Source organism: Pseudomonas mendocina (assembly GCA_037482215.1).
GTDB lineage: Bacteria > Pseudomonadota > Gammaproteobacteria > Pseudomonadales > Pseudomonadaceae > Aquipseudomonas > Aquipseudomonas mendocina_E.
The window spans coordinates 751366-774306 of the sequence record CP148074.1; the positions used below are offsets into that span (position 1 = coordinate 751366).

Consider the following 22941-nt stretch of genomic DNA (forward strand, 5'->3'; position numbering starts at 1 on the left):
CCGGCCGCCCCTGGCGGTCTGGCTCTTTAACATAGACGAGATGCGTTATGACCCTGAAGACCATTGAAGGTACTTTTATCGCCCCGAAGGGCCGCTTTGCCCTGGTCGTGGGCCGCTTCAACAGCTTTGTTGTTGAAAGCCTGGTAAGTGGCGCCATTGACGCGCTGGTTCGTCACGGCGTGAGCGAAAGCGACATCACCATCATCCGTGCTCCGGGTGCATTCGAGATCCCGCTGGTGGCGCAGAAAGTCGCTCAGCGTGGCGAATACAACGCGATCATCGCTCTGGGCGCTGTGATTCGTGGCGGTACTCCGCACTTCGAATACGTTGCGGGTGAGTGCACTAAAGGTCTGGCTCAGGTCTCCATGGAGTTCGGTGTGCCGGTTGCGTTCGGCGTACTGACTGTTGATTCCATTGAGCAAGCCATCGAACGTTCCGGCACCAAAGCAGGTAACAAAGGTGCTGAAGCTGCGCTGTCTGCCCTGGAAATGGTCAGCCTGCTGGCGCAGTTGGAGGCCAAGTGAGTAACGATACAAACGGCCAGAAGCCTCAGAAGGCTAAAGGCCCGAAAGCGCCCGGCGGCAAAACCCAGGCGCGCCGTCAGGCTCGCTCCCTAGCCATGCAGGCGTTGTACTCCTGGCATATGGCGGGTCAGTCGCTGAACGAAATCGAAGCGCAATTCCGCGTCGATAACGATTTCAGCGCTGTAGACGGTGCTTACTTTCACGAAATTCTGCACGGTGTTCCGCGCCAGAAGAGTGAAATCGACGGTGCCTTTGAGTCGCTGCTGGACCGCCCGCTGGATGAAATCGACCCGGTTGAACTGTCGATCCTGCGCCTGTCCACGTACGAGCTGAAGAACCGCGTTGATATTCCCTATCGCGTGGTGATCAACGAAGGCATTGAGCTGGCCAAAGTCTTTGGCGCCACTGACGGGCACAAGTTCGTCAACGGCGTTCTCGACAAGCTGGCGCCAAGCCTGCGGGCAGCCGAAGTCAGCGCTTACAAGCGCTGACAGCGGTAACTCCGCACGGGTGTCAGGGAACAGGGTAAACCCGGACTTCAGGGTCCATGCGCGTTTCGTGCAGGCTGCCGTGGCAGCTGTTTTATTCACTGGCGCCCGCTCTGCGGAGTTGTTGCATGCCGCTGGCTGTTCTGGCCAGCGCGGCAACCCTTGAGCTGTAGCCTTAACTGGTATGAACGGCCTTGGGTGAATTCGAATTAATCCGTCATTACTTTGCTGCGGCAGCTTGCGCCCGCGGCGGCGAAGGTATTGCCTTGGGCATTGGTGATGACTGCGCGTTATTAACGCTACCTGCTGAGCAGCAACTGGCGGTGTCCACCGACACCTTGGTTGAGGGCGTGCACTTTCCCCGTCAGGCTGATCCTTATTTGCTCGCTCAGCGTGCGTTGGCTGTTTCCGCCAGTGATCTGGCGGCGATGGGCGCACAGCCCGTTGGCTTTACCTTGGCGCTGACCCTGCCCAACGCGGAAGCAGATTGGCTTCAGGCATTTGCACGCGGCTTGGATGAAATGGCGCATTACTGTGACATCCGCCTGATCGGGGGGGACACTACCCGTGGGCCGCTGAGTATGACGCTGACTGTTTTCGGTCAAGTGCCGCACCAGCAGGCTCTAAAGCGCAGTGGTGCTCAGGTCGGCGATCTGCTTTGTGTCGGTGGCGAATTGGGGGACGCAGCAGGTGCACTGCCTCTGGTGCTTGATCCCTCATTGTCAGTGAGCGAGGCGGGTGATGCCTTGCTGGGACGCTACTGGTCGCCTAAACCACAACTGCAGCTGGGCCTTGCCTTGCGTGGTAAAGCCACGGCGGCGCTGGATATCTCCGATGGTTTGCTCGCTGACTGCGGTCATATCGCTCGCGCCTCGGGTGTCGCGCTGTTGATCGAACAAGCCCGTGTGCCGCTTTCTGCGGATTTGCTCGACGTTGCCGGTGAGGAAGGTGCGCTGAACTGTGCCCTTAGCGGCGGCGATGATTACCGTTTAGCCTTCACTCTTCCACCTGAGCATCTTGCTACCTTGCAAGAGCAGGGACTGCCGGTCTACGTGGTTGGCCGTGTGGAAGTTGGAGAGGGCGTTACACTACTGGATACGCAGGGACGTTGCGTGCAGGCGCCCGCCAGCGGCTATCAACATTTTGGAAATCCTCGTGACTGATCAACTTAAGCCTAAAACCACCGCCCATGTACCGCTGCAGGTGTGGCGTAATCCGTGGCACTTTCTGGCCTTTGGCTTTGGCTCCGGGACTATGCGTAAGGCTCCGGGGACTTGGGGTTCATTGGTCGCGCTGCCGTTTGTGCCGCTTTTGCAGCAACTGCCAGACTGGGGCTACTGGTTAGTGCTGGCCGTGAGTATCGTTTTCGGGTGCTGGTTATGCGGCAAGGTCGCCCGTGACTTAGGCGTGCATGACCACGAAGGCATTGTGTGGGACGAATTCGTTGGCATCTGGATCACCTTCTGGCTGGCGCCGGCCGGGTGGGGTTGGCTGGCGCTGGGTTTTTTATTGTTCCGTCTGTTCGATATTCTCAAACCCTGGCCGATAAGCTGGGTGGACCGCCAGGTACATGGCGGCTTCGGCATCATGCTGGACGACATCCTTGCAGGTGTGTTGGCCTGGCTGAGCATGCAACTTATTGTCTGGGGCTGGGCTAACGGATTAGGCACGGCGCTGGGGGCATAACGTTAGGAGCGTTATATGGGGCGTGGCTTGGTGTGGCTGGTGCTTACACTTGCGGTCTGGCAGTTTCCGTTTGCACATGCCAATACCCGTGAACAGATCAATGTGGCCAGTGAGCACTGGCCTGATTACACCCAGTCTGATGGACAAGGATTGGCCTGGGATATCCTGCGTTTGGTCTATGGCCCTTTGGATATCGAATTGGTGGTTCACAGCGTCCCGCATACGCGTGCCATGGGCTTAGCCAAGCGTGGGGAACTGGATGCGTTTGCCGGTTCTTATCTCTACGAGGTGCGTAAGGGCATTCACTATCCGGAGATGTACTACGACTTTGATGTCGTCGCCGCGTTGGGCTTGAAAAGCTCGCCGGTACCAGAGCTTGAGACCTTAAAGGATTACCGGCTGGCGTGGCCGCGTGGTTATCAGTATCAGCGCTACCTGCCTGCGACCGGGATTTATCGCGAGATTTCCCGCAGCAGTAACGTGCTCAGCATGTTGGAAATGCGTCATACCGATTTCTTTCTGGATGACCTGAGTGAGCTTGAGCATGTGCTTGCTGAGGCGTCCGATCGTTCCCGCTACAAGGTCACCCCTTTGATTCGGCTGCCTGTGTATGTGGGCTTCAGCGACACGCCAAAAGGTAAACGGTTGGCGGACGTTTTTGATCAGCGGATGAAAGTACTGATTGCCGATGGTAGCCTACGGCCGGTTTTCAAACGCTGGAAACAGATGTATCCCTTCGACTGAGAATGTGAGTACCTGCATGTCCCTACTGCGAGCGGTGTTAGTGAGTGTGCCTTTGCTGCTTAGCGCGTGGGCAAATGCCGAAACACAGGTGCGCGTGGTGGGGTTGTTTCCAGGGGCGGCGGTGATCAACGTTGATGGTCAGCGTAAGTTAGTTAAAGTTGGCCAAACCGGCCCGGGTGGTGTGCAGGTAGTCAGTGCTGACAGCCGTGGCGCGGTGTTGCGAGTCGACGGTGTTGAGCGCAGTTACTCCCTGAGTCGCGAATACAGTGATGGCTATGCCGGTGCCCAAAAGAAAAGCCTGACCATCGCCAAAGGTGTTGGCGGGCACTACTGGATTCCCGGTTCAGTAAATGGCCACACCATACATTTTTTGGTGGATACCGGCGCCACATCGGTCGCGCTCAATGAGGAGCAGGCTCGCCGCTTGGGTATCGACTTCCGCGTGAGCGGGCAGCAACTTCAGGTCAATACCGCCAGTGGTGTTGTTCGGGGCTGGAAGGTCAGCCTTGATCGCATCAAGGTCGGTGAGATTGAGGTGCTGGGTGTTGAAGGGGTGGTGCTTGAAGGAGGCTCCCCAGGTGAAGCCTTGCTGGGAATGAGTTTTCTCAGCCGCGTGAGTTGGAAGGTTGAGCAGGATGCCCTGCTGCTTGAATCAAAATACTAGCGTTTGGGCAGGCAAAATCGGACCGTTTGTATCCGACAACTACCAATACCATTGATCTATTACATCAATAATTCAGACTGACCGGCTTTCGGGACCTGCTGTTACAATGCGGGCCCTATTCGTTCCGTCTTTGATCTTAGGAGCATCCGGTGTCAGTTGTGTTTGTGGCCGCATCCCAATTGCCTACGCCATTTGGTGTTTTCACCATGCATGGCTTCCAGGAAGAAGCTACGGGCAAGGAGCATGTCGCGTTAACCATGGGTGATGTGGCAGACGGTGCACCTGTTTTAGGCCGCCTGCATTCTGAGTGCCTGACCGGTGATGCCTTGTTCAGCTTGCGCTGTGACTGTGGATTCCAGCTTGAAGCTGCGCTGCGTGCCATCGCTGAGGAAGGCCGTGGCGTGCTGCTGTATCTGCGTCAGGAAGGCCGTGGCATTGGCCTGCTGAACAAAATTCGTGCTTATGAGCTGCAAGATGGCGGTGCCGATACCGTAGAGGCTAATGAGCGTCTGGGCTTTGCGGCAGACCTGCGCGACTACTCGATTTGCCTGCCGATGCTTGAGCACCTGGGGGTTTCCCAGCTCAAACTGATGACCAACAACCCACGTAAAGTCAAAGCGCTGGGTGAGATGGGCATCAACGTGGCGTCCCGCGTACCGTTGCAGAAAGGGCTGAATGTGTACAACGAGAAATACCTGGCAACCAAAGCCGGTAAGCTCGGACACATGCTCGGCAGCCTGCATCAGGGTGAGGTTGAGGGCAAGCTGTGACTCGTCTGCAACAACGCCGCCGTCTAGCATTTGAGTGGTGGCTGCTGCTATTGGCCATCGTGCTGCCAGTGCTGGTGCTGAACACACTGTTTGGGGATAACTTCCAGCATGGAAAACTGACCATGCCGGTGTTCATGCTCGGGCTGATTTCCATGTTCGTCAGCCTGCCGATGTTTCACCGCTACAAGCATGCGCTGATTGCCACTGGGAAGTCCTTCGACTCAGAAGGTGAGCCCGCTGCTTGGCAGGCTCTGGCTCAGGTGCGCCGTAAAGCCATATTGGTCGGCGCCTTGCCTGCGTGGATTGCAGCTGCCGCGGTGTTTGCAGGGCTTGAGGCCGTGCCGCTGATCCTGCTGACTGTTGCCAGTCTGGTCATCCTCTACCTGTACCGCACACCCCGCCAGCTCGCCTGAGTTGGGCTATCGTCTCACCTGTGTGGGCCATAGCTCTTGCTGACAAACTCCGTCTCGACGAAGCCTCGACGCTGGTTCACCACAAGTGTCAGGTAAAAGAAGAAGTTGCACATCAGATTGCACAGGCGCGGCAGAATCGGCGCCACTTCTATACCTTCCTGATCAACACGCACCAGTGCCCGAATGGCTTTTTTAGCGGCTGAGCGCGCTTGGTTCAGTTGTGGCACCGGCGCGTCACCGCGCGGCAGCACAAAACGGTGCTGCTGACCCTGCAACGTATTGCGATAGTGTTCCAGGCGGGCGTTGAGCCAGCACAGGTCTGCCTCCTCAATGGCCAACCTGCCGCGTACCGAGCCATTGAGGTGAAAGGCTAACGGTTGTAGCTGTTCTAGGTCTTTACGGATATCCGCCATGTCTTCGCTGAGGTAGGCCAGTACCGCGCCGATCAGCGCACACAGTTCGTCGGTGAGCACTTCGAAGTCGCACAAGTACGAGGTTTCCTGAATAAAGGGATAACACACTTCGTCCAGGTTCTTGCTGAGTTTCAGGGGCATGGGATTACCGGGGCAGGATAATGGGTGGCTGGCTGTTGAGGTCCACGTACACATCAACACCAAAGGCCAAGCTCAGGTGCTGCGGTGTCAGGACGTCTTCTGGTGTGCCAAACGCCAGCAAGTTGCCTTCGGCCATCAGGCATAGCTTGTCGCAATAACGGGCCGCCAAGCTCAGGTCGTGCAAAGACAGAATCGTCGCCTGTTGCCAGTTAGAGTGACCGCGCAGCAACTCCATAATGGTGCGTTGGTGTTTGAGGTCGAGGCTGGCGATCGGCTCATCAGCGAGCAACACGTTCGGCTCACCAGCCAGCACCCGCGCCAGCCAGACACGCGCCTGTTCACCGCCTGAAAGCTGTGCCACTGAGCGCTTGCGCCACTGGTCGACATCAGTCAGGCGCATGGCGGCTTCGATCTTTTGCCGGTCTTCATCGCCCCATGGCAAGCGCCCCAGAGCCACCACGTCTTCCACACGCAGGGCCCAGGCGCTGTGTTGGGCCTGGGGCAGATAGCCGAACAGGCGGGCGCGCTGGCGCTGGTTCAGTTCGCTGAGGTCACGGCATTCGTATTCGATACGGCCGCTGTAAGGCTGAATGCCGGCAAGGCAACGTAGGAGGGTGGATTTGCCAGCGCCATTGGGGCCGATCACTCCGAGCATGTCTCCACGCTTAACGGTGAAGCTGATGGAGTTTAGGCGCGTGCCAACTGTGAGGTTCTCAACCTGAATCAGATCCATTGTTTGCGCTCCTTCCACACCAGCCAGATAAACAGCGGTGCACCCAGCAACGCAGTGAGGACGCCCAGATTAAGCTCGCGTCCGGCTGGCAGTTGGCGGATACAGATATCTGCCAGGCAGACTAAGCAGGCGCCTGCCAATGCCGAGGGGATCAGCAGACGGTCAGGACGTTGATTGACCAGCGGGCGGATAAGGTGCGGAACCAGCAAACCGACAAAGGCAATGCCACCCGCCACTGCAACCGCAGCGCCAACCAGAATGGCGCACCCCAGGACAACCAAACGGCTGCCGCGTTTGGGGTTTAGCCCCAGGCTTTCCACCACCTGCTCGCCCAGACTCAGGCCTAGCAACAGACGGCGTTGACTGTAGATCAGCACAAAGCCCAACAGCAGAGCCGGGCCTATCACTAACAGGTGATCGAGGCCGCGTTCTGAGACGGAGCCCAGCAGCCAGAACACCAGCTCCTGCATGGCATACGGATTGGGCGCGAAGTTGAGCACGGTGGCTAATAACGCGCCACTCAGGGTGCTGATGGCAAGGCCAGCCATGATCACCATGCCGGCACCACTGCTGCCCGCCAGTAGGACCATCAGCAACAGCGCGATGGCTGCGCCTGCGAGGCCAGCCAGCGCCGGTGCCAATGCCCCAGCCGAAGGCAGCAGGCCAAAGTAGAACACACTGGCGGCGCCAAGAGCCGCGCCCTGGCTGGCACCGGTCAGGCCTGGATCAGCCAGTGGGTTGCGCAACAGACCCTGTAGCGCTGCGCCTGCTAAGCCGAGCGCCGCACCCACGGAAAGTGCGAGCAAGGTGCGAGGCAGACGGATATCGCCCACGACGATGGCTTGCGGGCTTTGCACACCGCTAAGCCAGTCAAGCAGGCCTGCCAGCACCGGTGTGTTGGTTGAGCCCAGTCCAAGCGACAGCAGTCCCAGGGCCAGCAGCAGGCCACACAATGCGGGGGTGATCAGTCGAGCCATTGGTGCAGTTGTCCTATCAATTCCCAGGTCCAGGGGCCGGGGCATTGCCAGCGCCAGTAATCGGTGGTGAGCCAGCGCCCGGCGGGCACTGCTTGTTGCAAAGCCGTGTGTTCAGCGAACTGATTGGCCAGGGCGCGATGCTCCGGCGCCGCCCAGAGAATAGCGTCAGGTGGGTCCTGTGCGACTTGTTCCAAATCCAGCCGCTGGTAACCCTCGGCGGTCAGATAATTGGTCCAACCTGCCCGTTGCAGAATTTCATCTTCCAACGTCATGCGCCCCGTTCCGATTCCGTTTGCACCCAATAACAGTAAGCGCTTGGGGTGGGCTGGCGCGGTTAGGGCGGTTGGGGGCTGATCGGCAAGGCTCAGGGGCAAATCCAGCGCTTTAAGGAACTGCTGCTCGTAGGCCGTCACCTGCTCAAGGGTCTGCGGCAGCGGCAGTACCTCCACATCCACACCTAACTCGACCAGGCGTTTGCGCAGCAGTTGGGCGGCGTACTGACCCACCAGCACTTTGTCTGGTTTGAGTGCGTAGACCTGTTCCAGGCTGCCGTCATGGCTTGGCCAGTCTGTGCCGATCCATTCAACTGGGTAGCGCTTGTTCAGGGGAGACAGGGCGGTGATGCGCTCAGGAGCAGCGTAGTAGGCCAGCAACCAGTCCATGCACAGGTCGAGCGACACCACCCGCTGCGGCACAGCGTGCAGTGCGGGGCTCAACAGGGCGATAAACAGCAGGGTTAGCAGGCGCACATCGGCTCTCTGATGAGCGGAGGCTATTGCCTCCGCCTGTGAATAAGTGGCTCCGCCGTAACAGCGGAGCCTGTTGATTACAGCGACGGTGTCCAGGTCATGCCGAGCATGACGGCGGACGGTGTTTCCTGATAGCCATACTCTTTGCCCTGATAGCTGTAGACCAAGCGGCTGTAGTCTTTGTCCAGGGCGTTGTTCCACTTCAAATCAAAGCTCAGCTCGTCACTGGCCTTCCAGCTGGTGCGCAGATCCAGCACGCCGTAGCCAGCCAGTTCGGAGCTGTTGGCGGCATTGGCATAGCTGCTGCTGACCGCGCTGAAGCTAGCACCGACGCCGATGCTGCCGAACTGGCGGTCCACATCGAAGTTTAGGGTGCGGCGGGCGCGGTTAGGCAGGGTGTGGCCGGACTCACGGTCACGCGGGTCGATAATGCTGATGCCAAGGTTAGTCTGCCAGCCGAACAGCTTTTGTTTCAGGCTGGCTTCAAAGCCGTGGATGCGTGCGCGGGACACGTTATCCATGGTGCTTTCCCATGTGACCGGGTCGCTGACATAGGCAATCAGGTCGCGGAAGTCGGTGCGGTATAGCGATGCCTCCAGTGTGGTGGTTTCGCTGAGCTGGCTACGCCATTGCAGCTCATAGCTTTTGGAGGTTTCAGGCTTGAGGTTTGGGTTGCCTTGGTAACCGCTGTCGTAGGGCCAGTAAAGATCAGCAAAGGTCGGAACACGGAAGCCTTCGGCGTAGGACAGAATCAACTGATTATCGTCGTTCAACGGCAGAGTCAGGGCGCCGTTAAAGGTGTTTTCGCTGCCGAACTGCTCGTTGTCGTCGTGGCGCATGCCCAGTTCGGTAGAGAAGTGCTCGCCCTCGAAACTGTGTTGAGCGAACAGCGCTTGGTTATCGCGGTCGTTCTGCGAGAAGTCATTGCTGCTGCGCACCTTGTCGTTCAGGTACTCAGCACCGGTGCGCAGGCTGTGGCCGTTGCCCAGTGACAGGGTATTGAGCCAGCTGACGGTGTCGCGGTAGGTGTTGTTGACGGTGCTGCCAGCAAAAAGCTTGTCGAAGTTTTCTTGCTTGTCTTCGCTGTGGCCCAGCTCAATGCGGGTGTTCCACAGGTCATTGATGCGGGCATCCAGATAAGCCGAGCTGCTGCTGACGCTGTATTCGTCGTAAGGCTTGCTGGGGCTGCTGGTGAAGGTCGTGCTGTCCCAGCGGCCGAAGGGGTTATCGAACTCGGTTTTACCCCGTTGATCCAAGACGGACAGGCCCAGTTCGATATCGTCAGTCAGTTGATGGCTGAGGGTGCCGGAGAGGGAGCGGTTGCGGTACGCGTCGTGGTCGGCATCCTTCGGGTAGGATTTGCGGGTGCGGTCGAAACCCTGGGTTTCTTCCAGTGCAGCGGTGAGGCTGAAACGGGTGCGCTCATCGCCACCGGACAGGCCCAGTGAACGCTCCCAAGTGCCGTCACTGCCACCTGCAATGCGTACTGTCGGGTTCAGCCCCTGAGCAGCGCCGCGGCGGGTGAAGATCTGCACAACGCCGCCCATGGCGTCTGCGCCGTAAATGGCCGAGCGTGAGCCGCGTAGTACTTCAATACGTTCGATCTGATCAACGCTCAGGTATTGCAGGCTGGCCCCGCCCACGGTGGCCGAACCTACTCGTACGCCATCAATCAGCACCAAGCTTTGTGCCGTGCTGGTGCCGCGAATGTACAGGCCGTAGCTGGCACCGCGACCACCGTAGTTGGCGACTTGTACGCCGGGGACGTGAGTCAGTAATTCCAGCACGTTGGTCGGGCGCAGGCGCTCGATGTCAGCGCGGGTGAACACGCTGCTGGCGGTTGTGGAGTCGGCGCGCTTTTGTACATCGCGGTTCGCGGTAATCAGCGTATCGGACAATTGCAGTGCATCATCACGGGATGCCGCATCAGCCAATGGCAAGCAGGGTGCCAGGGCCACGGCCAAGGCAATTCGGGACAGTTTCATCAGGAAGAATCCTCAAAAGGTCAGAAAGACTTTTGAGGAGGGCAGGGACAAGAACGGGGGGCGGGCAGACGCGCCCCGAGCTTGACGGTGATGCCCTCCGCAACACCAGTCGCAACCATCAGGGCCGGTCTCCGGACTCTCGACCTGCGCAACCTCGCCTTCCCGGTTTGACCCAGTGGCTGTTGAGGCGCGTGCAGCACAAAGCTGCTGTCGATTACCGTTGCGGGGGCAGTGCCGGGATTGTCTGATGACGCACCGGCTTCCCGTTTAACGCCGCTTCATATGAAGCAAGCGCACCCTGGCGGAAGTAAAACGCCGCGCACCTTAATGCGCGGATACAGCAATTACAAGTTACAGATTCAGCTGAGCCAGACGTTTGCGCACAGCGCTTTCAATGCCGTCAGCGTCGAGGCCGCACTCAGCCAGCATTTGAGCGGGTTTTGCGTGCTCTACGTAGTAGTCAGGCAGACCCAGGTGCAGGATCGGTTTGGCGATGGCTTCTTGGGCGAGGAACTCGCTGACCGCGCTACCTGCGCCGCCCATGATGCTGTTCTCTTCGATCGTCACCAGTAACTCATGACTGCCTGCCAGTTCGCGTACCAAGGCTTCGTCCAGTGGTTTGACGAAGCGCATATCGACCACGGTGGCATCCAGTTGCTCGGCTACTTTCAGGGCTTCGGCCAGTTGCACACCGAATACCAGCAGGGCGGTTTGTTTGCCTTGGCGACGTACCACGCCTTTGCCAATTTCCAGCGGCGTCAGCTCAGTTTCGATCGTGGCGTTCGGGCCGGTGCCGCGCGGGTAACGCACAGCTGCCGGGCCGTTATGCAGATGGCCGGTGGTGAGCATACGGCGCAGTTCGTTCTCATCGCTCGGGGTCATCACCAGCATGCCGGGGATGCAGCGCAGGTAGGACAGGTCGAAGCTACCGGCGTGAGTCGGGCCATCTTCACCAACCAGACCTGCACGGTCGATGGCGAACAGCACGTCGAGGTTCTGCACAGCCACGTCGTGGATCAACTGATCGTAGGCGCGCTGGAGGAAGGTCGAATAAATCGCCACCACCGGCTTGCTACCTTCACAGGCCATACCTGCGGCCAGGGTGACGGCGTGTTGCTCGGCAATCGCGACGTCGAAATAGCGCTCGGGGTATTTCTCGCTGAAGGCAACCAGATCGGAGCCTTCTTTCATCGCCGGTGTAATACCAATCAGGCGCGGATCGGCGGCAGCCATATCGCACAGCCACTGGCCAAACACGCTGGAATATTTCGGCCCGCTGACAGCTTTTGGCGCTGCGGGGGCGTTGGCTGTTTTCACTGGCTCCAGCTTGGTGATGGCGTGATAACCAATTGGGTCAGCTTCAGCTGGGGAGAAACCTTTGCCCTTACGGGTGATGATGTGCAGGAACTGCGGGCCTTCCAGATCGCGCATGTTACGCAGGGTGGCGAGCAGTGTCGGCAGGTCGTGGCCGTCGATGGGGCCGATGTAGTTCCAGCCCAGTTCTTCGAACAATGTGCCGGGGACCAGCATGCCTTTGGCGTGCTCTTCGGTCTTGCGGGCAATTTCCCAGGCACCCGGCAAGCGCGACAGAATCTTTTTGCTGCCTTCACGCATGCTGGCGTAGGTGCGGCTGGAGAGTATCTTGGCCAGATAGTTAGACAAGCCGCCGACGTTCTTGGAGATCGACATGTCGTTGTCGTTCAAGATCACCAGCATGTTGGCATTGACTTCGGTGGCGTGGTTAAGCGCCTCGAATGCCATACCGGCGGTCATCGCGCCGTCGCCGATTACAGCCACGGATTTACGTTTGCTGCCTTGCAGGCGGGCGGCAATGGCCATGCCCAGCGCTGCACTGATGCTGGTGCTGGAGTGACCGACGCCAAAGGTGTCGTACTCACTTTCGCTGCGGCGCGGGAAGGCGGCAATGCCGTCCTTCTGGCGCAGGCTGGACATGCGCTCGCGACGGCCGGTGAGAATCTTGTGCGGGTAGGCTTGGTGGCCTACGTCCCACACCAAGCGGTCATCCGGGGTGTCGAATACATAGTGCAGGGCAACGGTCAGTTCGATAACACCCAGACCAGCACCGAAGTGGCCTCCAGTCTGACCAACGGTGTAGAGCAGGTACTCACGCAACTCATCGGCCAGCGTCTCCAGCTCGGCCTCACCCAGACGGCGCAGTGCGTCCGGCGTGCTGGCACGGTCTAAGAGGGGCGTCAGCGGGCGTTCACGGGGGATCTCGTGGAAGGTCGTCGGCATCAGGCGGATCGTTATAAATTCATAAGAATTAAGAAGTTTACCCGAAGCGTGGAGAACTGCCCAAACATGCCGTGTTACGACATGTCATTTGTGGATAACTGGCGCCGCTGCCGACGAGCGGCGCCAATTATCGTCACCACGTGTCGATTGGGCGTTTCTTGCCTGAGCGGGCCGCCGGTTGGGGTGCGGCATTTAGTCCACGTAGTAGCCAAGAGCGGGTTTCCAGTGGATCAATCACCGCATCAATCTCCAGAAAGCTGGCCATGTTGATGCCTTTACCGTTTTCATAAGCCTTAGCCACCAGTTTGTCGAACAACTGCTGGCGCTGGGCCGGGTCTTCCACGGCTGCCAGCTCTTTAGCAAAGCCAAGCCGCACGGCACCCTCCAGGCCCATGGCGCCAAACTCGGCGCTGGGCCAAGCGATGGTGAACATCGGCGAGTGGAAGCTGCCTGCCGCCATGGCCTGAGCGCCCAGGCCGTAGCCTTTGCGCAAGACCACGGTGAAGAACGGCACCGACAGGCTTGCTGCTGCCACAAACATGCGCGACACATGGCGCACCGTGGCCTGTTTCTCCGACTCCGGGCCGACCATAAAACCGGGTGTGTCGCACAGCGACAGCAGCGGGATATCGAAGGCATCGCACAGCTGCATAAAGCGCGCAGCCTTGTCGCCCGCCACCGCATCAATCGCCCCGCCGAGGTGGGCCGGGTTGTTGGCGATCAGGCCGAACGGCTTGCCCTCAATGCGAATAAAGGCGGTGATCAGCCCCGGCGCAAACTGACGGCGCAATTCCAGTACTGAGCCTGTGTCGGCCAGGGTTTCGATGACGCTGCGGATGTCGTAGACGCGCAGGCGATTTTCCGGGATCAAGTGGCGCAGCTCGCGTTGGTCGGCGCATTGCCAGTCGCTGGTCGTACCCTGGAAGTAACTCAGGTATTGCTGAGCCACGCGCACGGCCTCCACTTCGTCAGCGACCAGCACATCGATGACTCCATTAGGGCCTTGCACGCTGGTTGGGCCAACTTCTTCAGGCTTGAAGCTGCCCAGCCCGCCACCTTCGATCATGGCCGGGCCTGCCATGCCGATGCTGGCATTTGCGGTGGCGATGATCACATCGCAGCAACCCAGCAGGGCGGCGTTGCCGGCAAAACAGCGGCCAGACACAACGCCCACCAGCGGTACCAGCCCGGACAGCTTGGCCATGCCGACAAAGGTGTGACAGTCCAGCCCGGCTACACCGACCCAGTCGGTATCGCCAGGGCGACCACCGCCGCCTTCGGCAAACAGCACCACAGGCAAGCGCCACAGTTCGGCAAGGCCGAGCATGCGGTCGGTCTTCTTGTGGTTCATCACCCCCTGAGTACCGGCGAATACGGTGTAGTCGTAAGCGATGGCCATGCAGCGTGCCGCTTCCGCGCCGAAGGTGGAGGCGTTGACTGTGCCGATGCCTGCTACCAGCCCATCCGCCGGGCTTTGCTCGATCAGCTCTTGCAACGGTCGGCGACGACGCTGGGCGGCAATCGCCAGTGCGCCGTATTCGCTGAAACTGCCTTCATCCAGCAGCTGCGCCAGATTCTCCCGGGCGGTGCGCTGGCCGGTTTTACGGCGCTTGGCCACGGCGTCCGGGCGGCGCTCATCACGGGTGATGGCGTGACGTTCGAGTACTTCGGCAAGGTCAGCGCGGATGTGGTCGAGGTCGAAGCTCTCTTCCGTGGCGCTGTGCTCGGCGGTCACTTCCGCTGGTTCGATTATCACCAGCGGCTGGCCCTCTGCGACGCTGGCGCCAGGCTCGACCAGCAGGCTGCGGACGATGCCGCTGTGGCTGGCTTTGATCACGAACTCCATCTTCATCGCTTCCAGCACGGCGATGCTCTGGCCGACGGCTACTGCGTCGCCTTCAGCCACCTCAAGGGTCACCACCACGCCGGTGCTGGGCGTGTTCAGGGGCACATAGCCTTCGGGGATAACGGCAGCTTGCTGCTCGGTTTGTGTCTGAACCGGATTGCCTGCGACATAGCGGTTTGGGTGAGCGTCTGCGGGCGTTTGCAACAGGTTGGTCAGTTGGCTTTCTACAAAACGGGTGTTGACCGTATAGCCTTCGACTTCCGGACGGCGCAGCAGGTTTTGCAGCAGGCTGATGTTGTTGCTGACGCCCTCCAGACGAAATTCGCACAGCGCACGGTAGGCACGGCGCAGGGCGCTTGGGTAATCCGCGGCGTGGGCGATGAGTTTGGCCAGCAGTGAGTCGTAGCTGGGGCTGATGCAGTAACCAGCGTAGCCGTAGCCATCTACGCGCAGGCCGGGGCCGCTGGGCGGTTGATAGGCGCTTAAGGTGCCGATGGCTGGGCGCGTGCTGCCGTCGGCGTTCATGCTTTCCAGATTGATGCGCAGCTGCACGGCACAGCCGTTCAGCGCGGGTGGCTGACTCAAACCGAGTGAGGCGAGGCTGTGGCCAGCCGCGAGTTTGAGCTGGGTATGCAGCAGGTCGACGCCGCTCACCTGCTCAGTGACAGTGTGCTCGACCTGAATGCGCGGGTTGGCTTCCATAAAGTAGAAGCGCTGCGGGTTTTCCCCATCCAGCAGAAATTCGAATGTGCCCAGGCCCTGATAGTGGGCGGCTTTGGCCATACGCAGGGCCGCATCAATCATGCGTTCGCGGGTGTCGCCGGGCAGGTCCGGGCTGGGGGCGATTTCCACCAGTTTTTGCTGGCGTCGTTGCAGGCTGCAATCCCGCTCCCACAGGTGGCTTACGTTACCGTCGACATCGCCCAGCACCTGAATTTCAATGTGGCGGGCATTGCTCACCAGTTGTTCGACATACAACGCATCGTTACCAAACGCGGCGCGTGCTTCGGACTGGCAGCGGGCGAAGGCTTCATCCAGCTCTGCCACGTCGAAAACCGGACGCATGCCGCGCCCGCCGCCACCGGCCAGTGCCTTGAGCATCACCGCGCCATGTTCGGCGAGAAATGCCTGGGCCTGCTCCGGGGTGATCGCCTGATTGATCCCGGCCACCAGTGGTACGTCGCATTGCTCGGCCAGTTGGCGAGCAGCCGCTTTGTCGCCAAACAGGCGCAGCACTTCGGCATCTGGGCCGATAAAGCGGATGCCGGCCTCAGCGCAGCGTTGGGCAAATCCCGGGTTTTCCGCGAGGAATCCGTAGCCGGGATGGACCGCATCGCAGCCTTCACGCTGGGCGATTTCGATCAGCTGGTCGATGTTCAGATAAGCCGGTACGCCACGACCTTGCAGGGCAACGGCGCTGTCGGCGACCCGGCAGTGCAGGGATTGGGCGTCATCTTCGGCGTAGACCGCCACGCTGTGAATGCCCAGCTCGCCAGCCGCGCGGGCAATGCGGATGGCGATTTCGCCGCGGTTGGCGATCAGCAACTTGGTAAACAGTACGTTCACAGCAGAGCCTCCAGCTCGTTCTTTTTCACTTTGCCGGTGGCAGTCATGGGCAGAGCCTCGACCAGCCGGATCTCCGGCACTTTGTACACAGCCATGGAATCGCGGCACCAGGCACTCAGGCTCTCCACGCTGCTGGCGCTACCCGGTTTGATCACGATAAAGGCCACGGGCTGCTGCCCGCGTTTTTCATCGGCGCGGCCAATAACAGCGCTGGCGAGAATGTCCGGGTGCTGGCCGAGCATGGCCTCCAGCTCGCTGGGGAATACGCTCATGCCGTTCACCTTGAGCATCTCCTTACGGCGTCCCAGATAGCGGATGAAGCCCTGTTCGGTGATCTGGCCGAGGTCGCCGGTGTGCAGCCAGCCATCGCGCAGGGCGCGAGCGGATTCTTCCGGGCGCTGCCAGTAACCGTGCAGCAGTGACGGCGAGCGCACGCACAGTTCGCCTTCTGCGCCTAGAGGCAGCAGCTCGCCCGTGTCGAAATCGCAGACTTTGAACTGCGTTCCCGGCACTGGCAGACCAACGAAAGTCGGTGCGCTTTTGAGGTCAAAGTTGTCGTTTTGCAGCCCGGCGGTGAAGGTGTCGCAGGTGTGGGTTTCGGTCATGCCGAAGCTGAATTCAAACAGGGTGGTGCAGGTCAGCTCTTTCCAGCGGCGGCGGTAATCGATGGTGAGTTTTTTAATGAAGGATATGCAGCCGACAGCCTTCAGCGAACGTAGGTCGTACTGACCCAGCTTGGGGTGATCCAGCACTTCCGCGGCGCTATCGACCAGCACGCCGCAGTGGCTGACTCGGTAATGCTGTACCGCCGCCATAAAGGCTTCAGCGTCCCAGCGCGCCAGCAACACAAGGCGGCAGCCGCTGTACACCGGGAACAGCAGGCCGGAGTTTTCCCCGGCAATCCAGAATTCGGGGAGGAAGTTGAGGAGGATGTCGTCCGGCTTCAGGCCCAGCGCCACCGGCACGAAGCTGGCGCAGGTGTAGAGCATGTCGCTGTGGGTGTGCACGCAGCCTTTAGGCAGGCCGGTGGTGCCGCCGGTGTAGTTGAGGGCGGCAATATCATCGAGACGGATTGTGTGCTGTGGCGCGTCGGCAGAGCAGTTATTCAGCGCCGGGAGCAGGTCGATAAAGTCATCACCGCTGACCTTGGGCGCCATCAGCAGATCCGCTACGGGAATGGTTGGCTGCTCGGGGCGTAGTTCGCTGAGGCTGGTGGCGAGCAGGGTTTTTACGGCGGTTTCCGCCTGCACCTGGCGCACCAGCGGCAGCAACTGGTCGAAGCAGATCAGGGTGTGCGCGCCGCTGTCGTTCAACTGATAGCTCAGTTCCAGCCCCCGTGCCAGCGGGCTGACCGGTACGTACACGGCTCCGCTGCGCAGGATGCCGTAGAAGGCGATATGCAGCTGTGGGCAGTTGGGCATGTACACCGCCACGCGGTCGCCGGGTTTTACGCCCAGCTCGGTCAGCAGATTGGCGCAGCGGTTGGCCAGTTGATCCAGCTCAGCCCAGCTCAGGCTGTAGCCGTAAAAGTCGAGGGCAATGGCGTTTGGTTGGCCTTGGGCCCAGGCGCGCAGGTAGCCCGGCAACGGTTGCTGGCCATGGGGGTACTTCGCTTCACGGGGTTTATCTGCGGGCCAGGCAGCAGCGTGCAAGGTGTCCAGGTGTTGCATATAGCGGTCGAGGGTCATGGCGCGCACTCGTTGTTGTTCTTGTTGTACGCATCATAGTCAGGCCGCTTTCACCCCAAAACTGACGCTTATTCATCATCAATCATGAATGCTATGCATGGTTTAATTTGCTTTCAGCCTTGCTAGGCTGAGGCAGATTGCCTCTATAGGTACAGAATCCATGAATATCCAGCATGAGTCGTCTGCCCTCAACCGCATTGATCTCAACCTGTTTCGGGTGTTCGAGGTGGTCTACCGCGAGCGCAACCTGACCCGTGCGGCCAGCCTGCTTTATTTAAGTCAGTCTGCCGTGAGTCATGCGCTGGCTCGGCTGCGCGAGCAACTGGGCGATCCTCTGTTTGTCCGTGAGGGGCGTGGTGTGGTGCCGACTGCGTTGGCGGAACAGCTGGCGCCGGTCATTCAGGACTCCCTCAATGGTTTGCGCCGCAGTTTGGGCAGTGCCCAGGGCTTTGACCCGAGCACGGATCGGCGGGTGTTCTGCCTGAACATGCCGGAGCAAATGGAGCCCCTGTTGCTGCCGCGTTTAGTGCAGCACTTTCGCAATGTTGCACCGCAGTTAGCGCTACGCAGCAGCAGCTTGCACTGGGCCGATGTGCCAAGGGAGATGGCGGCGGGGCGGGTGGACCTGGCGGTGGAAATCACCCGGCCAACCGATAACGAGCTACGACATCGCCTATTGCTCAGTGATGAGTTTTGCGTGCTGGCCGGGCCGGATTTTGAAGGCGAGCTGACTGCCGAGCGCTATTTGGCAGCAGAGCATGTGGCGATTACCTCTCAGCGGCGTGGTATCTGTGCTGAGGATTTGGCGCTGGGGCATTTGGGCCTGACCCGCACGGTACGTCAGCATTGCCGTAATTATTTGTCTGCCGCTTTATTGGTGGCGCAGAGCGGACTGTTACTGACGCTCAGCCGGGGTTATGCACAGCTGCTCAATCAGGGCGGCAGTAACCGGATATTGCCTTTACCGCTGGCGTTGCCGCCGATCACTCTGAGCATGTACTGGCTGCGCCAGAGTGAGGGCGATGCAGCGGGTGTCTGGTTGCGCGAGCAGGTGGCTGATCTGGCCCGCAGGATTCATCTGCAATAAACCTGTGCGCACGGCTTTTAGCGTGCGCACAGGCTTGGGTCACTGTTTCAGCTGTTTGACGTACTCGGCGTAGCCCAATACAAACTCGATATGAGCGCGCACGCCTGTGACTAGGGTGTTCTCATCCAGCATGACGTTAGGTGAGTGCACCACGGGCGCGGTGCGCACATCCACATCGGGAGCGGTTTGCCCGAGCAGTACATACATGCCGGGAACCTTGTTGGCGAAATAAGCAAAGTCTTCACTGCCGGGCAGCGACTGGAACACCTCTTCAGCCCTGCCGTCGGAGGCCCGACTCATGGCCGGAGCCAGAGCGCGAGTGAGCTGCTCGGAGTTGATCGTCAGTGGCATCATCTCAACCACCTTGGTTTCAGCCTTAACGTGCTGGGCCGCAGCGGTTTTCTGCACCAGATCGGGCAACTCACTGGTGAGTGTGTGACGGATTTCGGCGTTGTCTGAGCGAATGGTGCCCTGCATTTCTACATCAGCCGGAATGATGTTGTTGGCGGTGCCCGCATGAATGCTGCCGACGGTGACTACACCCATGCCCTGGGTGATGTCGGCACGGCGGCTGACCAAGGTTTGCATGGCGTTGATGACGCTGGCGCTGGCTGTAATGGGGTCGGTTCCCAGCCAGGGCGCTGAGCCATGGGTTTGTGTGCCTTGAAGGCGAATGCGGAAGCTGTCGGAGCTGTTGAATGCGGTGCCGACCCGGTAGGTGATATGCCCGGTGTGGCTGGCACTGAGAACGTGCATGGCGAACATGGCCTGAATGCCGAAGCGCTCAATCACGCCTTCTTCAACCATGCGTCGCGCCCCCCAGCTTGGGGCGCCTTCTGCGTAAATGTCGATATTCGAAGGGCCTTCCTCGGCGGGCTGGAAGACAAACACCACAGTACCCGACACCTTATCTTTATGGGCGCTGAGGATTTTCGCCGCGCCGAGCAGCATGGCGGTGTGCCCATCGTGACCGCAGGCGTGCATCACATCCACGGTTTTGAAGAAGTAGTTGCCCTTAGCTTTGCTGGCGAACGGCAGGCCAGTGGCCTCTTTGATGGGCAGCGCATCCATATCGGCGCGCAGGCCAACGGTTGGTCCCGGTTGGCCACCTTTCAGAACGGCCACCACGCCGGTTCCGGCAATCCCGGTGTGAACCTCCAGGCCGAATTTGCGCAGGTGGTCGGCAACGAAGGCCGATGTTTCGTGCTCCTGGTTACCCAATTCGGGGTGTTCGTGCAAGTGGCGGCGCCACTGGATAACCTCATCAGCCTGAGCGTCGGCGGCCTGTTTGACCCAGTTGTTATCGGCATGGGCAACTAAGCTGGCAGCGCTCAAGGCGGCAATCAGCGCTAGGGCAGTCATTGTTTTCATGATGGAGAGCCTTTTTGTTATGGGCTGGAATCCAGCTCCGGGTGGCTCTACGCATTTTTCAGGTGCGACTGCACTGAGGGCCGGAACTGAAACGTCCGGACACCCTAATCAGGCGCTGGTGCAGCACGTATGAGATCAATCTGAATGCGTCCAGGCATAAGGATGGACGCACAGCGAACGGCTTAGCGCTCATTCCGCCAGCGTTGTTTGAGGACGCGCCGTAGGCCACAGCGGCTGGCCTACGCAAAGCGCTAGCTCGATTTACTGTTGTAAGGCATAGCGCCGGCAGTGGTTGAGATAGCCTTCCTCATGCTTGCCGACTAACTGCACCACGCTGGTCCACAGCCACGACGGCGCGTCGAGGTTTTTGGAGCGATTGACCTGTAGGTCCGCCAGCCAGCGCAAGCGGGTAGCTCGATCCATCTGACGGGCATGCGCCTCACCCACAACACGGGCCAGATAGCCGGCTGCTTGCACCACATCGCGTTGACTGAGTTGATCCAGTTCCAGCTTCATATCTTGCGGCAGCAGCTCGCGGACAAAAAGCCGTTATCCAGAAAGCGCGTACTGAGCATGCGCTCGCCCAGTGCAGGCGACAGGTGGCGGGCGCCTTCGAGAATGCGTTTGCCATTGTCACGCGGCATCTTTGCCCGCGCCGAGCGCGGCGCGGCGGCGCCCACGGCCTGCTTGATATCGATCAGGCAATACTCCTGCTCGTCTTCATCACCGACCCCTAACAGCACGGCGTAACGCAATAGGCCCAAGGAGCTGCAGCCCTTGACCCAGTACGCGCTATCGAGCAGTTCAACCCGCGCATCATTGGGGCGGCCTTTGAGTGACGTGACCAGCTTGTGCACATCATCCGAAGCGCACAGGGTTTTAATCGCACTGCGTTCCTTGTGCGACAGCGGCCAAAATTTCTTGCCAAGGGGGATGGTCGGTTTGGCGTGCTCGATTCGCTCACGGGCCAAGTGCTTCCAGGTACGCTTAACCGCGCTGCGCATGCTCGACTTAACTTGCGGCGGGCGACTAGGCGGCTCATCGGGGCGATCCTCAAAGGCACTTTCGTAGCCGCGGATCATTTCCTCAAGCAGGTGGGCGGTGGTCACCCCCGGCAAGTCGGAGCCCCGTGCAGCGGTGGCCAGTGACAGCGCCAAACGGACCAAGTCATGCACCGGGTTGCCGATCACCGTTTGATCCATATCGCGGATATACACGTCGGTCTTACCCTCGCTGTTAGCCGTAGGCCCGAGGTTGCCGGCATGGCAGTCGCCACAAATCCAAATCGATGGACCTTGCGGCAAACGCCGACCCGACTGGCTGTGTAGCCATTCATAAAACTGCACGGTGCTGCCACGTACATAGGCGTGGGCCGAACGGGCCATTTTTAAGTTACGTAAATGGGTGAGATGGGGCTGACGATCGGCGGGACGAGGAGGGGTCATAGTTGTCACTCTGGGCTGGATAACTGTTGACCACTGTGCAGGCTAAAATGTTTCTAAATGATTCTGTTCTGTTGGTTAATTAGTATCTGGTTCAGGGCAGAAGAGCACAGTTGGCCCCTTAATCAGCCGCTGCTACCGCACGTAGGAGATCAATGTGGATGCGTCCAGCCATGAGGATGGACGCACAGGGGATGATGCTAGTTGCGGCGCTCGACGATATAGCGCGCCAAAGCCCGAAGCGGCTCGGCTTTGTCATCAAAAGCACTGAGCGCATCCAGCGCCTGATCGCGCAGTTCCAGCGCGTAGGCTTTGGCTGCATCCATGCCTAGCAGAGCGGGGTAGGTCGGCTTGTCGTTGGCCTCATCCTTGCCCTGGGTTTTGCCCAGCGTGGCGGTGTCGCTTTCCACGTCGAGGATGTCATCCTGCACTTGAAAGGCCAGACCGATGGCCTGTGCATAACGGTGCAAGGCGCTCAGGGCATGCTCGCTGGCAGCGCCGCTGGCCAGTGCGCCGAGGCGCACGCTGGCTTCGATCAGGGCGCCGGTTTTATGCCGGTGCATGACCTCCAGCGCGCTCTGATCGAGCTTGATGCCGACCGAACCCAGGTCAATCGCCTGACCGCCTACCATCCCGGCAGGCCCGGCAGCATGGCTCAAGGTACTGAGCATGCTCAGGCGCACTTCGGCGTCGTGGGGGTTAGCTGCGGCATCAGCCAGTACCCCGAAGGCCACACTCTGCAAACCATCACCCGCAAGAATGGCGGTGGCTTCATCGAACGCGATGTGGGTAGTCGGCTGGCCGCGACGCAGATCGTCATCGTCCATGGCCGGAAGGTCGTCGTGCACCAGCGAGTATGCGTGGATTAACTCCACTGCGCAGGCGGCAGCATTGGCTTTTTCCGCCTGCCCGCCTAAAGCTTCGCAAGCGGCGTACACCAGCAACGGGCGTACGCGTTTACCGCCATTGAACAGGCTGTAGCGCATGGCGTCATAGAGCCGGTTCAGCTCACTGCGCGGGCTTTGCAGCAGGTGTTCGAGGGCTGCGTCAACGCGGCCCTGGCAAAGGGTTTGGTACGCTGCAATCATGCCTGCTGATCCGCATCAAAAGGTGCTTCTTCCAGCTCGCCGTTGCGCTCCATGAGGATCTGCACTTTCTGTTCAGCTTGAGCCAGTGCAGTCTGGCATTCGCGGGTCAGACGCACACCCTGCTCGAAGGCGGTCAGGGAGTCTTCCAGCGACAGCTCGCCAGTTTCCAGACGCTCGACCAGTGCTTGCAGGTCGGTCAGGGATTGCTCGAAATCGAGCGCGGCTTTTTTGCGGGCCATAACAGACTTCTCGGGAAAGGGATTGAGCAGATTATAAAACGGGGGACACTAGCAGAGCCGCCCCACACGGG

20 protein-coding genes, 1 pseudogene and 1 riboswitch are annotated in these 22941 nt (G+C 59.8%); of the genes and pseudogenes, 9 read left to right on the forward strand and 12 right to left on the reverse strand.

Annotated elements, in window-relative coordinates; all coding sequences use genetic code 11:
- The first annotated feature begins 47 nt into the window (after nt 1-47).
- From ribE to WG219_03395, 8 genes are all read left to right on the forward strand, one after another.
- On the forward strand, nt 48-524 hold the full coding sequence (gene ribE / locus WG219_03360; GenBank protein WXL26530.1) for a 6,7-dimethyl-8-ribityllumazine synthase: 477 nt from the start codon (nt 48-50) through the stop codon (nt 522-524).
- Nucleotides 521-1015, forward strand: a complete 495-nt coding sequence (gene nusB / locus WG219_03365) for a transcription antitermination factor NusB (protein WXL26531.1) — start codon at nt 521-523, stop codon at nt 1013-1015. Before ribE ends, nusB begins: the two co-directional genes overlap by 4 nt.
- Before the next feature lie 191 nt (nt 1016-1206).
- Complete coding sequence (gene thiL, locus WG219_03370) at nt 1207-2175, forward strand: thiamine-phosphate kinase (protein WXL26532.1); 969 nt, start codon at nt 1207-1209, stop codon at nt 2173-2175.
- A complete protein-coding gene (locus tag WG219_03375) occupies nt 2168-2698 on the forward strand; it encodes a phosphatidylglycerophosphatase A (protein ID WXL26533.1) in 531 nt (176 codons plus the stop codon). Before thiL ends, WG219_03375 begins: the two co-directional genes overlap by 8 nt.
- Before the next feature lie 15 nt (nt 2699-2713).
- A complete protein-coding gene (locus WG219_03380; protein WXL26534.1) occupies nt 2714-3442 on the forward strand; it encodes a transporter substrate-binding domain-containing protein in 729 nt (242 codons plus the stop codon).
- 25 nt (nt 3443-3467) lie between these two features.
- Nucleotides 3468-4106 carry a TIGR02281 family clan AA aspartic protease gene (locus tag WG219_03385; protein WXL27928.1) on the forward strand — a complete coding sequence of 213 codons (639 nt, stop codon included), beginning with the start codon at nt 3468-3470 and terminating at the stop codon, nt 4104-4106.
- 149 nt (nt 4107-4255) lie between these two features.
- Entirely contained in the window at nt 4256-4876 is a 621-nt protein-coding gene (gene ribA / locus WG219_03390) for a GTP cyclohydrolase II (protein ID WXL26535.1), read from the forward strand.
- Nucleotides 4873-5289: an MFS transporter gene (locus WG219_03395; protein ID WXL26536.1), complete on the forward strand. Its 417-nt coding sequence runs from the start codon at nt 4873-4875 to the stop codon at nt 5287-5289. Before ribA ends, WG219_03395 begins: the two co-directional genes overlap by 4 nt.
- Nucleotides 5290-5303: 14 nt before the next feature.
- Here the strand turns inward: WG219_03395 and WG219_03400 are convergent, their stop codons facing one another.
- The 8 genes from WG219_03400 to WG219_03435 form a co-directional block, all read right to left on the reverse strand.
- The gene (locus WG219_03400; protein ID WXL26537.1) at nt 5304-5843 is read right to left on the reverse strand and encodes a hypothetical protein; all 540 of its coding nucleotides are present in this window, start codon (nt 5841-5843) and stop codon (nt 5304-5306) included.
- Between the two features lie 4 nt (nt 5844-5847).
- Complete coding sequence (locus WG219_03405; protein WXL26538.1) at nt 5848-6576, reverse strand: ABC transporter ATP-binding protein; 729 nt, start codon at nt 6574-6576, stop codon at nt 5848-5850.
- The gene (locus WG219_03410; GenBank protein WXL26539.1) at nt 6567-7553 is read right to left on the reverse strand and encodes an iron ABC transporter permease; all 987 of its coding nucleotides are present in this window, start codon (nt 7551-7553) and stop codon (nt 6567-6569) included. Before WG219_03410 ends, WG219_03405 begins: the two co-directional genes overlap by 10 nt.
- The gene (locus tag WG219_03415; GenBank protein WXL26540.1) at nt 7541-8302 is read right to left on the reverse strand and encodes an ABC transporter substrate-binding protein; all 762 of its coding nucleotides are present in this window, start codon (nt 8300-8302) and stop codon (nt 7541-7543) included. Before WG219_03415 ends, WG219_03410 begins: the two co-directional genes overlap by 13 nt.
- Nucleotides 8303-8379: 77 nt before the next feature.
- Nucleotides 8380-10287, reverse strand: coding sequence for a TonB-dependent receptor (locus WG219_03420; protein WXL26541.1), 1908 nt, complete (start codon nt 10285-10287; stop codon nt 8380-8382).
- A gap of 104 nt (nt 10288-10391) precedes the next feature.
- Nucleotides 10392-10603, reverse strand: a riboswitch (cobalamin riboswitch).
- 35 nt (nt 10604-10638) lie between these two features.
- On the reverse strand, nt 10639-12543 hold the full coding sequence (gene dxs, locus WG219_03425; protein ID WXL26542.1) for a 1-deoxy-D-xylulose-5-phosphate synthase: 1905 nt from the start codon (nt 12541-12543) through the stop codon (nt 10639-10641).
- Between the two features lie 133 nt (nt 12544-12676).
- Nucleotides 12677-15955 carry a carboxyl transferase domain-containing protein gene (locus tag WG219_03430; GenBank protein ID WXL26543.1) on the reverse strand — a complete coding sequence of 1093 codons (3279 nt, stop codon included), beginning with the start codon at nt 15953-15955 and terminating at the stop codon, nt 12677-12679.
- Complete coding sequence (locus tag WG219_03435; GenBank protein WXL26544.1) at nt 15952-17643, reverse strand: AMP-binding protein; 1692 nt, start codon at nt 17641-17643, stop codon at nt 15952-15954. Before WG219_03435 ends, WG219_03430 begins: the two co-directional genes overlap by 4 nt.
- Before the next feature lie 160 nt (nt 17644-17803).
- Between WG219_03435 and WG219_03440 the strand changes: the two genes are divergently transcribed.
- The gene (locus WG219_03440) at nt 17804-18730 is read left to right on the forward strand and encodes a LysR family transcriptional regulator (protein ID WXL26545.1); all 927 of its coding nucleotides are present in this window, start codon (nt 17804-17806) and stop codon (nt 18728-18730) included.
- A gap of 39 nt (nt 18731-18769) precedes the next feature.
- Here WG219_03440 and WG219_03445 read toward each other — a convergent pair whose 3' ends face one another.
- The 4 genes and pseudogenes from WG219_03445 to WG219_03460 all read right to left on the reverse strand — a co-directional run bounded on the left by WG219_03445 (nt 18770) and on the right by WG219_03460 (nt 22870).
- A complete protein-coding gene (locus WG219_03445; GenBank protein ID WXL26546.1) occupies nt 18770-20101 on the reverse strand; it encodes an amidohydrolase in 1332 nt (443 codons plus the stop codon).
- A 261-nt stretch (nt 20102-20362) separates the two neighbouring features.
- A pseudogene (locus WG219_03450) lies at nt 20363-21546 on the reverse strand (DUF2252 family protein).
- Nucleotides 21547-21743: 197 nt separating this feature from the next.
- On the reverse strand, nt 21744-22631 hold the full coding sequence (gene ispA, locus WG219_03455) for a (2E,6E)-farnesyl diphosphate synthase (protein WXL26547.1): 888 nt from the start codon (nt 22629-22631) through the stop codon (nt 21744-21746).
- A complete protein-coding gene (locus WG219_03460) occupies nt 22628-22870 on the reverse strand; it encodes an exodeoxyribonuclease VII small subunit (GenBank protein WXL26548.1) in 243 nt (80 codons plus the stop codon). The genes ispA and WG219_03460 overlap by 4 nt, the downstream gene beginning before the upstream one ends.
- Between the last annotated feature and the right edge of the window lie 71 nt (nt 22871-22941).

Bases quoted from the DNA above. Each gene is read 5' to 3' on its own strand.
- ribE (WXL26530.1), top strand. From the start codon at position 48: ATGACCCTGAAGACCATTGAAGGTACTTTTATCGCCCCGAAGGGCCGC.
- WG219_03380 (WXL26534.1), top strand. From the start codon at position 2,714: ATGGGGCGTGGCTTGGTGTGGCTGGTGCTTACACTTGCGGTCTGGCAG.
- WG219_03400 (WXL26537.1), bottom strand. From the start codon at position 5,843: ATGCCCCTGAAACTCAGCAAGAACCTGGACGAAGTGTGTTATCCCTTT.
- WG219_03405 (WXL26538.1), bottom strand. From the start codon at position 6,576: ATGGATCTGATTCAGGTTGAGAACCTCACAGTTGGCACGCGCCTAAAC.
- WG219_03410 (WXL26539.1), bottom strand. From the start codon at position 7,553: ATGGCTCGACTGATCACCCCCGCATTGTGTGGCCTGCTGCTGGCCCTG.
- WG219_03420 (WXL26541.1), bottom strand. From the start codon at position 10,287: ATGAAACTGTCCCGAATTGCCTTGGCCGTGGCCCTGGCACCCTGCTTG.
- dxs (WXL26542.1), bottom strand. From the start codon at position 12,543: ATGCCGACGACCTTCCACGAGATCCCCCGTGAACGCCCGCTGACGCCC.
- WG219_03435 (WXL26544.1), bottom strand. From the start codon at position 17,643: ATGACCCTCGACCGCTATATGCAACACCTGGACACCTTGCACGCTGCT.
- WG219_03440 (WXL26545.1), top strand. From the start codon at position 17,804: ATGAATATCCAGCATGAGTCGTCTGCCCTCAACCGCATTGATCTCAAC.
- WG219_03445 (WXL26546.1), bottom strand. From the start codon at position 20,101: ATGAAAACAATGACTGCCCTAGCGCTGATTGCCGCCTTGAGCGCTGCC.
- ispA (WXL26547.1), bottom strand. From the start codon at position 22,631: ATGATTGCAGCGTACCAAACCCTTTGCCAGGGCCGCGTTGACGCAGCC.
- WG219_03460 (WXL26548.1), bottom strand. From the start codon at position 22,870: ATGGCCCGCAAAAAAGCCGCGCTCGATTTCGAGCAATCCCTGACCGAC.